The 13,252-nt window shown below is 62.8% G+C and carries 9 protein-coding genes (1 of these 9 only partly in view); 4 read left to right on the forward strand and 5 right to left on the reverse strand.

What is annotated here, in order from left to right:
• Positions 1 to 41 precede the first annotated feature (41 nt).
• The 3 genes from gyrB to OEZ71_RS09930 form a co-directional block, all read right to left on the reverse strand.
• Positions 42 to 2,480, reverse strand: coding sequence for a DNA topoisomerase (ATP-hydrolyzing) subunit B (gyrB, locus tag OEZ71_RS09920; RefSeq protein WP_263739791.1), 2,439 nt, complete (start codon positions 2,478 to 2,480; stop codon positions 42 to 44).
• Between the two features lie 210 nt (positions 2,481 to 2,690).
• On the reverse strand, positions 2,691 to 5,534 hold the full coding sequence (locus tag OEZ71_RS09925; protein ID WP_263739792.1) for an error-prone DNA polymerase: 2,844 nt from the start codon (positions 5,532 to 5,534) through the stop codon (positions 2,691 to 2,693).
• A 304-nt stretch (positions 5,535 to 5,838) separates the two neighbouring features.
• A complete protein-coding gene (locus tag OEZ71_RS09930; protein ID WP_263739793.1) occupies positions 5,839 to 7,110 on the reverse strand; it encodes a 4-aminobutyrate--2-oxoglutarate transaminase in 1,272 nt (423 codons plus the stop codon).
• A 125-nt stretch (positions 7,111 to 7,235) separates the two neighbouring features.
• Between OEZ71_RS09930 and OEZ71_RS09935 the strand changes: the two genes are divergently transcribed.
• Together OEZ71_RS09935 and OEZ71_RS09940 are read left to right on the forward strand one after the other, a co-directional pair.
• On the forward strand, positions 7,236 to 7,805 hold the full coding sequence (locus OEZ71_RS09935) for a cupin domain-containing protein (protein ID WP_263739794.1): 570 nt from the start codon (positions 7,236 to 7,238) through the stop codon (positions 7,803 to 7,805).
• Positions 7,806 to 7,946: 141 nt separating this feature from the next.
• The gene (locus OEZ71_RS09940; protein ID WP_263739795.1) at positions 7,947 to 8,213 is read left to right on the forward strand and encodes a hypothetical protein; all 267 of its coding nucleotides are present in this window, start codon (positions 7,947 to 7,949) and stop codon (positions 8,211 to 8,213) included.
• Positions 8,214 to 8,276: 63 nt separating this feature from the next.
• On the opposite strand, the gene pyrF is transcribed toward OEZ71_RS09940, so the two are convergent.
• Complete coding sequence (gene pyrF, locus OEZ71_RS09945; RefSeq protein WP_263739796.1) at positions 8,277 to 8,996, reverse strand: orotidine-5'-phosphate decarboxylase; 720 nt, start codon at positions 8,994 to 8,996, stop codon at positions 8,277 to 8,279.
• Positions 8,997 to 9,538: 542 nt separating this feature from the next.
• On the reverse strand, positions 9,539 to 9,691 hold the full coding sequence (locus OEZ71_RS09950; protein WP_263739797.1) for a hypothetical protein: 153 nt from the start codon (positions 9,689 to 9,691) through the stop codon (positions 9,539 to 9,541).
• A 187-nt stretch (positions 9,692 to 9,878) separates the two neighbouring features.
• Between OEZ71_RS09950 and clpB the strand changes: the two genes are divergently transcribed.
• Positions 9,879 to 12,494 (forward strand): ATP-dependent chaperone ClpB, encoded by a 2,616-nt coding sequence (clpB, locus tag OEZ71_RS09955; protein ID WP_263739798.1) that lies wholly within the window; start codon positions 9,879 to 9,881, stop codon positions 12,492 to 12,494.
• Positions 12,495 to 12,713: 219 nt separating this feature from the next.
• Positions 12,714 to 13,252: the 5' portion of a protein-methionine-sulfoxide reductase catalytic subunit MsrP gene (msrP, locus tag OEZ71_RS09960; protein WP_263739999.1), read on the forward strand. The gene runs 367 nt beyond the window's last position; the window shows 539 of its 906 coding nt (coding positions 1–539); its start codon is at positions 12,714 to 12,716; its stop codon lies off the right edge, out of view.

A 13,252-nucleotide genomic window follows, 5' to 3' on the forward strand; every position in this document is an offset into this window, starting at 1 on the left:
TCTGTTTCCTGCAAAGCTGGAGCTCGGACCGTTACAACGAATCAGAAATCCAGGTTCTCAACACTAAGCGCATTCTGCTGAATGAACTCGCGACGCGGCTCCACGACGTCGCCCATCAGCTTGGTGAAAATGTCGTCGGCCTCGGCCAGATCGTCGATTTTCACCTGATTCAGAACCCGCGCCGCAGGATCGAGCGTGGTTTCCCAGAGCTGATCTGGATTCATCTCGCCCAAGCCCTTGTAGCGTTGCAGGGTCAGGCCTTTTTCGCCCTCGCTCAGGATTGCCGAAAGAAGCTCTGTCGGCCCGTGAATCAGTTGTTCGCGGTCCTTGCGGACGAGTTTAGCGATGCCGCCATAGACCTCTTGCAGTGCCTGCGTATGGGTGGCCAGCCGCCGCGCCTCGCCGGAGCGCAGGATCTGGCCGTCAAGCGTACGGACCTCTTCAACACCCCGCAGCGAGCGCGAGAAACGCAGCCCGTGATCCTGCGTCGGCCGCCCCTGCCATCCGCGCTCATATTCCACCGCGACATCGTCAAGACGGCGGGAAACTTCATTGGCTACGCCCTGTGCGTCGGCATCGACCCGGCCCGGCACCAACGCGCCCGCAATCGTGGCCTGTTCGAGGATATGCACCGGGTAATGCGTCGGGAAAGCCATCAGACTTTTCCTGACCACCCGCGCCTCTTCGACGACGCGGTTGAGGTCGGCACCCACGATCTCTTCGCCCGAACCAAGGCGCAGGATCGCACCTTCGACGCCCTGCTGGATCAGGTAATCCTCAAGTGCGGCCTGATCCTTCAGGTACACTTCCGACTTGCCGCGCGCGACCTTGTAGAGGGGCGGCTCGGCGATGAAGAGGTGCCCGTGCTCGATCAGTTCCGGCATCTGGCGGAAAAAGAAGGTCAGAAGCAGCGTGCGGATATGGGCGCCGTCGACATCCGCATCCGTCATGATGATGATCTTGTGATAACGCAGCTTGTCGAGGTTGAATTCGTCACGTCCGATTCCGGTGCCGAGCGCGGTGATCAGCGTGCCGATCTGGTCCGACGACAGCATCCGGTCGAAGCGCGCGCGCTCGACGTTCAGGATCTTGCCGCGCAAGGGCAACACCGCCTGATTCTTCCGTTCGCGCCCCTGTTTGGCAGACCCGCCCGCGCTGTCACCCTCGACGAGGAAAAGCTCGGACAATGCCGGGTCCTTTTCCTGACAATCCGCCAGCTTGCCTGGCAGCGAGGCGACATCCATCGCCGTCTTGCGCCGCGTCAGTTCGCGCGCCTTGCGGGCCGCTTCGCGTGCAAGCGCTGCCTCGATGATCTTGCCGACGATCACCTTGGCTTCGTTCGGATGTTCCTCGAACCACTCACCCAGCTTCTCGCCCACAAGATTCTCGACTGCGGGCCGCACCTCGGAACTGACCAGCTTATCCTTGGTCTGGGAGGAGAATTTCGGGTCGGGGACCTTGACCGACAGCACGCAGGTCAGCCCTTCGCGCGCGTCGTCGCCGGTGAAGTCGACCTTCTCTTTCTTGGCGATGCCCGAAGTCTGCGCATAGGTGTTGATCGTCCGCGTCAGCGCGCCCCGGAAGCCCGCAAGATGGGTGCCGCCGTCGCGCTGGGGGATGTTGTTGGTAAACGGCAGCACCGTCTCGTGATAGCTGTCGTTCCACCACATCGCGACTTCAACCCCGATGCCGCCGCGTTCGCCGGTGATGAAGATCGGCTCTTCCATTGCCGAGGTCTTGTGCCGGTCGAGATATTTCACGAATTCGCGCACGCCGCCTTCGTAGAACAATTCCGTCCGCTGCAATTCGGCGCCGCGATTATCCTCAAGAATGATCTTCACGCCGGAATTCAGGAAGGCGAGTTCGCGAAGCCGCGTTTCCAGCGTCTTGAAGACATAGTCGAGGTTGGAGAAGGTGCCGTTCGGGTCGCTGGCCTTCGATGACGCGAGAAACCGAACCTCGGTGCCCTTCTTGCCCGGGGCGGCATCGCCGACCACACGCAGGGGCTCGCTCGTCTCGCCCTTTTCGAACTTGGCGTAATGCTCCTTGCCGTTCCGCCAGATGCGCAACTCCAGCCAGTCCGACAGCGCGTTCACCACCGACACGCCCACCCCGTGCAGACCGCCCGAGACCTTGTAGCTGTTCTGGTCGAACTTACCCCCGGCATGAAGCTGGGTCATGATCACCTCGGCCGCCGAGACGCCCTCGGTCGGATGCATGTCGGTCGGAATCCCACGGCCGTTATCGCGGACCGAGACCGAATTGTCGGCGTGGATACGGACCCGGACAAAGTCGGCGTGACCGGCCAAAGCCTCGTCAATGCCGTTGTCGACAACCTCGTAGACCATATGGTGCAGGCCTGAGCCGTCATCGGTATCGCCGATATACATGCCGGGCCGCTTGCGCACGGCCTCCAAGCCCTTGAGAACCTTGATGGAATCCGCACCGTATTCGGCCGGTTTCTGTGCGTCTTCGGTCATGCCCGCTCGCCCCGTTTCTTGCTGTCCATCTTATAGGGGGTTCGGGCGGTCTTGTCACGCCGATGACACAAGATTTGGTGGTTGGGGCAAAGGAACTGACGAGCCGAAAATGCGGTGCGAACACGTGCCCCTAAAGGCCGGGAGAATTGATTCCTGGGATACAGCATTTCGACCTGGTTCGGCTTATGCTAGGCGGCGTAGCGCCAGGTCTCAGACATGGCGGGGGTTGCCCGTCGGCGGTGTGAGTTTCGCGCGCAAAAGCGCCATCGGATGGCTCCGCAGGGTGAGGCGAATGGCGGCGTAATCCTCCACCACATGCTCATCCTCGCTCATTTCGGCGAAGATGACGGCCGGTTCGACGATCCCCTCCCCGTCCATATCGTCGGCAAAAAGCGGCAGCGGTTTCGCGGGTGACACCGCGCGGGCGGCCCAGAGCGCGTCGCGACGGGCAAGACCGAGCGCGGCGAAGGCGTCGGCCTCGGCCAGAAGGGTCAGCACGCCGGTATCGACCCCGGCGCGGCGCCAGACATCCTCGACCGCGCGATAGCCGTTGCCGCGCGCCTGTTCGATCCATTCGCCCTCTTCCTCGGAAACCCCCCGGATCTGGCGGAAACCGAGCCGGAGCGCGAGCCTGCCGTCGGCGCGTTTTTCCATCCGGTTGTCCCATACGCTGGCATTGATGCAGACCGGCAGCACGGTGACGCCGTGATCGCGGGCGTCGCGCACGATCTGGGCGGGGGCATAGAACCCCATCGGCTGGGAATTGAGGAGTGCACAGGCGAAGATGCCGGGATGGTGGTGTTTCAGCCAGGCCGAGGCATAGACCAGAAGCGCGAAGCTCGCCGCATGGCTTTCGGGGAACCCGTAGCTGCCGAAGCCCTCGATCTGAGAAAAGCAGCGGGCGGAGAAGTCGTCATCATAGCCGTTCGCGCGCATGCCTTGCATGAAGCGATCGTGAAACTCGCTGACATTTCCATGCTTCTTGAAAGTGGCGAGCGAGCGGCGCAGGCGGTCGGCCTCCTCGGGCGAAAACCCCGCGCCGATGATGGCGATCTGCATCGCCTGTTCCTGAAACAGGGGCACGCCCAGCGTCTTGCCCAGAACCTCGCCCAGCGCATCGGACGGGAAGGTCACGTTTTCCTGCCCGTTCCGACGCCGGATGAAGGGGTGGACCATATCGCCCTGTATCGGCCCCGGCCGGATGATCGCGACCTGAATGACGAGGTCATAGAATTTCCGCGGCTTCATCCGCGGCAGAAAGTTCATCTGCGCTCGGCTTTCGACTTGGAAAACGCCGATGGAATCGGCTTCGCAGAGCATGTCGTAGACTGCCGGATCCTCGGGCGGCAGGGTGGCCAGCGTGAAGCGGGTCTTGTGATGGGTCTGAAGCAGGTCGAAGGCCTTGCGGATGCAGGACAGCATGCCAAGCCCCAGCACATCGACCTTGAGAATGCCGAGCGCGTCGATATCGTCCTTGTCCCAGGGGATGACAGTGCGGTTTTCCATCGTCGCGTTTTCGACGGGTACGAGTTCGTCGAGCCGCCCCTCGGTCATGATGAAGCCGCCGACATGCTGCGAAAGGTGGCGGGGGAAGCCCTGAATTTCCGCGATGAGCGACAGCGTCTTCATCACCCGCCGGTCGGTCGGATCGAGGCCGATCTCGCGCAACCGTTCGACCGAGACCTCGCCGCCGCCCCAGCCCCAGATCTGGCTCGACATGGCCGAAAGCGTATCGTCGGAAAGCCCCATGGCGCGGCCCACCTCACGCGCGGCGCGCTTGCCGCGATAATGGATCACCGTGGCGCACAGCCCGGCGCGGTGGCGGCCGTATTTTTCGTAGATATGCTGGATCACCTCCTCGCGCCGTTCATGTTCGAAATCGACGTCGATGTCGGGGGGCTCGTCGCGCGCCTCGGAAACGAAGCGCTCGAAAACCATGGTGCCGACCTCGGGGCTGACCGAGGTGACGCCGAGCGCGTAGCAGACGACGGAATTGGCGGCAGATCCCCGCCCCTGGCAAAGGATGCCCTTGTCGCGGGCAAAGGCTACGACATCGCGGACGGTCAGGAAATAGGGCTCGTATTTCAGCCGCGCGATCAGGTCGAGCTCGTGATCGGCCATCTTGCGGACCTTCCCGGGTACGCCCTGCGGGTAGCGCCACCTGAGGCCATCGCGGGTCAGGCGGGAAAGGCGGGCCGAAGGCTCCTCGCCCGCAGCGATTTCCGAAGGGTATTCGTAGCGCAACTCGTCGAGCGAAAAGGTCAGGCGGCGGACGATTTCTCCGCTCCGGTGGACGGCTGTCTCATGGCCCCTGAAGATCTTCAGCATATCGGTTTCCGACCGCAGCCGTTGTTCGGCATGGACGAGTGCGGTGCGGCCAAGGTCATCGACCCGGACCCCGTTGCGGATCGCCGTCAATACATCGGCCAGCGGGCGGCGCGCGGCCCTGTGCATGATCGGCCGGGCCGAGGCGACAGTCGGTAGGCCGAGCTGGTCGGCCAGCGCCGCCAGACGGTCGAAACGGGCAGGGTCGCCGCCGTCGTAACAGGGCGCCATGTGAAGTGCGAGGTGATCCCGGCCAAGGCGGCGCGCCAGCCGTTCCGCCTGCCTCACCCACCCAGCCGCGCCGCCCCCCGGCGTGGTCGCCTGTCTCACCGCTTCAGGTGGCGGATGAAGAAGCAGGTCCATCCCCGTGCCCCATTCGAGTAGATCATCAAACCCAAGATGGCAGTCGCCTTTCGGCGCTCGAAGGCGCCCCGCCGAGATCAGCCGACAGAGCCGCCCCCATCCGGCGCGGTCCTGCGGCAGCGCGGTGACCGTGAAACCGTCCATGAGCCGGATCAGCGCTGCGGGGACAAGGCGCGGGGCCGCGCCAGTCTTCCGCCTGATCTCGCGCGCTTGGACATGCGCCCGGACGATCCCCGCCACCGAATTCATATCGGCAATGGCGAGCGCCGTCTGACCAAGCTCCGCCACCCCTTCCATCAACTCCTCGGGATGCGAAGCCCCGGTGAGGAAGGTGAAATTCGATGTGGCGGAAAGCTCTATGAACATGTGGCAACCCAGACAGCCGAGCCAGTATATTCATGTTTTGTTCTCGTGGCGAGTCAGGGAAGAAGACCTGCTTCCGGAGGAGTATTTTCAGACAGAAAGTGCCGCCATCCATTCACTTTCTGTCCGGAAATACTCTCAGGGGGTGAGCCCCGGATATATCCGGGGCGAGGGGGCGGAACGCCCCCTGACCGCGCGAAGCGCATATCGCGTGACGCCGCAGGCGTCTCCGTAGGATCATAGCAGGGGATCAGAATGCAAAACGGCCGCGCGGGGCGGCCGTTTCACGAACCGTCAGCAGACGGGATTAGCGGGCGGCGCGGATCGCGTCTTCGAGCTTGCCAAGCGCTTCGGTGAAGACCTCATCCTGAATCGTGATCGGCGACAGGAAGCGGATCACGTTGCCATGGACGCCGCAAGTCAGAAGGATCAGCCCGCGCTTCAGTGCCTCGGCGCGCACCTTGTTGGCGAAATCGGCCGAGGGCTTGCCGGTCTTGGGGTCGTTGAACTCCACTGCGTTCATGAAGCCGGGACCGCGGATATCGACGATCTCCGGCACGTCGGATCGCAGCGATTCGAGGTGCTGTTTCAGCCGCGAGCCAAGCTGGTTGGCGCGATCGCAAAGCCCCTCTTCCTCGATCACGTCAAGCACCGCATTGGCGGCAGCGATTCCCATGGGCGAGCCGCCATAGGTGCCGCCAAGCCCACCGGGGGCTGGTGCGTCCATCACCTCGGCCCGGCCGACGACGGCCGCGAGCGGGAAGCCGCCGGCAAGTGCCTTGGCCATGGTCATCAGGTCCGGCTGAACGTCGTGATGTTCCATCGCGAACATCTTGCCAGTACGTGCAAAGCCGGTTTGAACCTCGTCGGCGATCAGAAGGATGCCATGTTCGTCGCAGATCGCGCGGAGCGCCTTGAAGAATTCGCGCGGCGCTTCGTAGAAGCCGCCTTCGCCCTGAACAGGCTCGAGGATGATCGCGGCGACGCGCTTGGGGTCGACATCGGACTTGAAGAGGTAATTCAGCGTATCGAGCGACTGTTCGACCGAAACCCCATGCAGCGGCACCGGGAAGGGCACGTGGAAGACGTCGTTCGGCATCGCACCGAAACCGACCTTGTAGGGCACGACCTTGCCGGTCAGCGCCATGCCCATGAAGGTCCGGCCATGGAACGCGCCGGAAAAGGCGACGACAGCCTGACGCCCCGTGGCGGCGCGGGCGATCTTGACGGCGTTTTCCACCGCCTCGGCGCCGGTCGTCACGAAGACCGCCTTCTTGTCGCCCTTGATCGGCGCAATCGCGGTGATGCGCTCGGCAAGGCGCACATAGTTTTCGTAAGGCACGACCTGATGGCAGGTATGGGTGAAATGGTCGAGCTGGTCTTTCACGGCCGCGATGACCTTGGGGTGGCGGTGGCCGGTATTGACCACCGCGATACCGGCGGCGAAGTCGATATAGCGGTTGCCTTCCTTGTCCCAAAGCTCGGCATTCTCGGCCTTGTCGACGTAAATCTGGGTCATGACGCCGACGCCGCGCGACATGGCGGACTGGCGGCGGGTTTCAATCTCGGCGTTCAGCATGATGCTCTCCTCGGAACGTGATCCCGCCCCCAATAATCCTTCGGCAGGAAATGATCAATATTGCAGATTGATGCACAATAAATTTATCACTAAAGAAGAGGTCCCGAGAGATTGGATCGAGCGCGATGGATTTCGACACCGGATCACGCCTGAAGGAAGAGCGCGAAAGACTGCGTCTGTCACAACGCCAGCTGGCGGCGCTGACCGGTGTGACTGGCGGCATGATCTCGATGATCGAACAGAACCGCACCAGCCCTTCGGTCGCGACGCTGAAAAAGATACTGGCCGGCCTCGGCATTTCGCTTGGCGATTTCTTTGCGGGCAGCGCTGACGCGGGGACGAAATGGCATTTCCGTCATGAGGAGCTGCGTGAAATTACCCCCGCGGCAAAGCTGGGCGATGCGGGTGCGCGGGTGATCTTTCGCCAGGTCGGGCGACCGGGATCGAGCGCGGTGCAGATGCTGCACGAAACCTATGCGCCGGGCGCCGATACGGGGCCTGAACTTTACAGCCACGATGCCGAAGAGGCCGGAATCGTGATTTCGGGCCAGGTTCAGGTGACCGTCGGCGAGGATACGCAACTTCTGACGGCGGGCGACGGTTACCTGTTCAACAGCCGCACGCCGCACCGGTTTCACAATCCCGGTCCGGAAGATTGCGTGATCGTTTCGGCCTGCACGCCGCCCACATTCTGACCGAGCGCTGGCCGGCTTCGGCGAAAATTCGCGAGGTGTTTTGGCGGTTCCGGCGGCCTATGGCTGAGTGAATATCCGCTTATGGCCTTGACCCGGAAAAGCTCCGATCCTGTGCGGGTAACCCATGGAAAGGAGCATTACATGGACTATGAGCAGCACATGCCAGGGCGCTCCTCCTACGATCCGTCGCGGGCCTATATGCGGACCCATGGCGAAGGCGGAATCGGCGGCGTCATTGTACTTCTGGGCATCGTCGTAGCGGCTCTGGCGCTTGTCATCTGGATGGCCGGTTCCAATACCGGCGGTCAGACGGCACCGGTCGCGGGTCTTACCGATCCGTCTGCGTCAGTGCCCGCTGAGGAAGCAGCACCGGCAGACCCGGCTGCGGTACCAGCCGCGACCGAGTGATCCACCACTCACGAACAGGGAGTACGTCCCTGAGTTTCTGCTGGAAAAGCGGCGGCCGGACGCTCAGGCGTTCGGCCGCTGCGCTTGCGGCGAGGCGAGTTCCGCCAGTACGGCCTCAGCCGCAGCGGCCGGATCGGGCGCGGCCCAGATCGGGCGGCCGATGACGATATGATCGGCCCCGTCAGCGATTGCGCGGGCAGGGGTCGCGATGCGCTTTTGGTCGCCAAGGTCACTGCCTGCGGGCCGGATACCCGGTGTCACGATCAGCTTGCCCTTTGCCCCCGGCAGCGCACGGATCATCGTGGCTTCCTGCGCTGAGGAAATCACCCCATCTGCGCCCGCCTCAAAAGCCCGGGTGGCGCGTTCGGAGACGATCTCACGGATATCGCCCGGACGGATCAGCGCGGCGTCGAGATCGGCACGGTCGAGCGAGGTCAGAACCGTGACAGCAAGGATCTTCAGATCCTTGCCCGCCGCACCCTCTTTCGCGGCTCGCACCACGTTGGGATCGCCATGCACCGTCAGGAAATCGAGATCGAACTGCGCCAGCCCCCGAACCGCCGCTTCCACCGTCGCGCCAATATCGAAAAGCTTCATGTCGAGGAAGATGCGTTTGCCGTGTTCCTGCTTCAGCTCATTGGCCAAAGCCAGCCCGCCGCCCGTCAGCATGCCAAGCCCGATCTTGTAGAAACTCACCCGGTGTCCGAGCTCTTCGGCCAACTCCAGCCCGGCGACGGCATTCGGGACATCGAGGGCGACGATGAGACGGTCATCGGCAGTCATCAGGGCACTCCTTCCGGTGGGGGTCGCGCCCTCATGATTGCGGGGGAAGTGTCTGTCAAGGTTTGAGGTCGCGGACAGGGCAAGCATTGGCGGGCTGACATGCCGCTGCGGCACTATTCCGTTAGAAAGTGCTTTTGTGCCTCACCATCGCACCCACATCACGTTCCGCATCCGGAAAAAAGCCGCACCCCGGGCCGTGACAGGTGCCGCCAGTCTGGAACAAGTACCGAGCGGTTGTGTTGCAGGAACGCCGGCCCGGCGCGAACGATCGCCATCCTGCCCGGGCTGGAACCCGGCGAAATCACGCTGCGCGGCGGGGGGTGCATCGCACAGGGTCAGCCGCAAAGCTGAGCTTGGCAGCCCCGAGCAGCCGGGCGCGGAGTGTTGCCGCGTCCGGCGCCCGCGCCGGGGCGGATGTGCGGATGAAGGCCTGAACCGGCTCACCCCCCCATAATACCGTCAGGGCCACGATGGCCTCGACCCGGCAGTTTGCGCGATCCCGCCGGGCCCTTGTTATTCTGGCAGACAGAATGCGCATCCGATTACCCCAGACGGCGCACTGCAAAGGGGTTTGGCAGACCGGGTGCGCAATCCCGTGTCGCTGAGGCAAGGGCGATAAGCTGCGGCGGCACCGGCGACAGGTTTTCGATGAAATGGCCGGTGGCGATGCGGATGGCGTTTGCGATACGGGTCATGCTGGTCCTCCGTTAACCTTAAGAGCCATTAACGCCGAATCTCCTTTCCAATTCGTTTCCGCGATTCGAAATCCCCGGCGGCTTGAAATCCCGGCCGCCAATATCCAAGTCACTGACAAGACCCGGAAAGCGCCGTGCCACGTATGGGCGGCCGATCAGCCGGGGGCTTCAGAGAAGGAGAGAACCGATGAACATGGAAAAGTTCACGGAACGGTCGCGCGGTTTCCTTCAGTCCGCACAGACCATCGCGATGCGCGAGGGACACCAGAGAGTGGTTCCGGAGCATCTTCTGAAGGCACTCATGGATGACGATCAGGGCCTTTCCGCCAATCTGATAAAGCGCGCCGGCGGTGAGCCGAAGCGCGTTCAGGAGTCGGTTGACCAGATGATCGCCAAGATGCCCAAGGTTTCGGGCGGCGACGGTCAGGTCTATGTCGATACCACGCTGGTCCGCGTTCTGGACGAAGCCGAGAAGATCGCGAAGAAAGCGGGCGACAGTTTCGTCCCCGTCGAACGCATGCTTATGGCGCTCGCCATGGTCAACACCAAAGCCAAGGACGCGCTGTCCGCAGGCGCGGTGACGGCACAGGCGCTGAACGCCGCGATCAATGATATCCGCAAGGGCCGCACGGCCGACAGCGCCTCGGCCGAAGAAGGCTATGATGCGCTTAAGAAATATGCCCGCGACCTGACCGAAGCGGCCGAAGAGGGCAAGATCGATCCGATCATCGGCCGCGATGAGGAAATTCGCCGGGCGATGCAGGTGCTGTCGCGCCGGACCAAGAACAACCCGGTGCTGATCGGTGACCCCGGCGTCGGCAAGACGGCGATTGCCGAAGGGCTTGCCCTGCGCATCGTCGACGGCGACGTGCCGGAATCGCTCAAGAACAAGCGCCTCATGGCGCTCGACATGGGTGCGCTGATCGCGGGCGCGAAGTACCGCGGCGAGTTCGAGGAGCGGCTGAAGGCCGTCCTGAAGGAAATCGAAGCCGCTGCCGGTGAGGTCGTTCTGTTCATCGACGAGATGCATACGCTCGTCGGCGCGGGCAAGACTGATGGCGCGATGGATGCGGCGAACCTGATCAAGCCCGCCTTGGCGCGCGGCGAATTGCACTGCATCGGTGCCACTACGCTCGACGAATACCGCAAATATGTCGAGAAGGACGCGGCCCTTGCCCGGCGCTTCCAGCCGGTATTGGTCGATGAGCCGACGGTTGAAGATACGATCTCCATCCTGCGCGGCATCAAGGAGAAGTATGAGCTTCACCACGGCGTCCGAATTGCCGACGCAGCGCTTGTGGCGGCGGCAACTCTGTCGCAGCGCTACATCACCGACCGCTTCCTGCCCGACAAGGCCATCGACCTTGTGGACGAGGCCGCCTCTCGGCTTCGCATGGAAGTAGATTCGAAGCCCGAGGAACTCGATGCGCTCGACCGCGAGATTCTGCAGAAGCAGATCGAGGCCGAGGCCCTGAAGAAGGAAGACGATGCCGCGTCCAAGGACCGGCTGGAGAAGCTGGAGAAAGAGCTTTCCAATCTCCAGCAGCGGTCGTCCGAGATGACCGCCAAGTGGCAGTCGGAGCGTGACAAGCTCGAATCGGCACGCGGCCTGAAGGAACAGCTCGACCGGGCGCGGATTGAACTCGACCACGCCAAGCGCGAAGGCAACCTCGCGCGTGCGGGCGAGCTATCTTATGGCGTCATACCGGGGCTGGAGAAACAGCTGGCCGAGGCCGAGGACCGTGAAGACGCGCTGATGGTCGAAGAGGCCGTGCGTCCGGAACAGATCGCCGAAGTCGTAGAGCGCTGGACCGGCATTCCGACCTCGAAGATGCTGGAGGGCGAACGCGAAAAGCTTCTCAAGATGGAAGACGAACTGGGCAAGCGCGTCGTGGGTCAGCGCGAGGCGGTCGAGGCCGTGTCGAAAGCGGTCCGCCGGGCGCGCGCGGGTCTGCAGGACGAAAACCGTCCGCTTGGGTCTTTCCTCTTCCTTGGCCCCACCGGTGTCGGCAAGACCGAACTGACCAAGGCGCTCGCCGAATACCTCTTCGACGACGAACACGCGATGGTCCGCATCGACATGTCGGAATTCATGGAGAAGCATTCCGTCGCCCGCCTGATCGGCGCGCCTCCGGGCTATGTCGGCTATGACGAAGGCGGTGTGCTGACCGAAGCCGTTCGGCGGCGGCCTTATCAGGTTGTTCTGTTCGACGAGGTCGAAAAGGCGCATCCTGATGTCTTCAATGTGCTCCTGCAGGTACTCGACGACGGTGTTCTGACCGACGGTCAGGGCCACCATGTCGACTTCAAGCAGACGTTGATCGTGCTGACCTCGAACCTCGGATCGCAGGCGCTCAGCCAGTTGCCCGAAGGTGCCGATAGCGGTCAGGCGCGACGCGACGTGATGGATGCGGTGCGTGCCCAATTCCGGCCCGAATTCCTCAACCGGCTCGATGACCAGATCATCTTCCACCGGCTGACGCGGGACGACATGGACGGTATCGTGGAGATCCAGCTTCGCCGTCTGGTCAAGCGGCTCGCGGCCCGGAAGATCGCGCTCGATATGGACGAGGCTGCGAAGAAGTGGCTGGCCGAGGAAGGCTACGATCCGGTCTTTGGCGCACGGCCTCTGAAGCGGGTGATCCAGCGCCATCTTCAGGACCCGCTTGCCGAGATGCTTCTGTCGGGCGACGTCAAGGACGGTGACGCGGTCACCGTCAGCGCCGGAACCGAAGGCCTCATCGTGGGTGAGAAGATCTCGAAATCCACCCGGCCGCGTCCGGAGGATGCCGTATTGCACTAAGAAAAGGGGCGGAGCGAACCGCCCTTCTTCTGTTTGCAAATACCTTGGGGGTCCGGGGGCCTTGCCCCCGGCGGATCGGCCCGGCGTAAGCCGGGCCGAAACCGTTTTCGTTACAATCTGCCAACGCAGTCGTGAGTGGGCTTTATTAGGGCGTGGGCCCCGATCCGGTATAGGCTCCCACCCAAGTGACAGCCGGAGCCCCCAATGCCAACCAAATTCATCCCCGATCTGAACTGGTCCGACGTGACGCCGAAAGCGGTTTTTCTCAACCGGCGGCAACTGATCGCGGGAGCCGCGGCGTTAAGCGTCGCCGGGCCGGCAGTCGCCAAGCTGGATTACGTGAAATCCGATTACTCGACCGACGAGGAACCCAACGACATCAGCGATATCCGCGGCTACAACAACTTCTATGAATTCGGCACCGGCAAGGAAGAGCCCTCCGTTAATGCCCAGAAGCTGACGGTGGACCCTTGGTCGGTCAAGATCGACGGGATGGTGGACAAGCCGGGCGATTACGATCTTGCTGACATCCTGAGCGGTGTCACCTTGGAGGAACGCATCTATCGCTTACGCTGTGTTGAAGCGTGGTCGATGGTGGTGCCGTGGATCGGCTTTCCGCTCGCCGATCTGCTGAACCGGATTGGTGTTCAGCCCTCTGCCAAATTTGTTGCCTTCGAAACGCTGGTGCGACCAGAGGAAATGATCGGGCAGCGTTATCCGATTCTTGATTGGCCTTACCGCGAGGGGCTGCGGCTCGA

The organism is Albidovulum litorale (genome assembly GCF_025751495.1).
In the GTDB taxonomy this organism is placed as follows: Bacteria; Pseudomonadota; Alphaproteobacteria; order Rhodobacterales; family Rhodobacteraceae; genus Albidovulum; species Albidovulum litorale.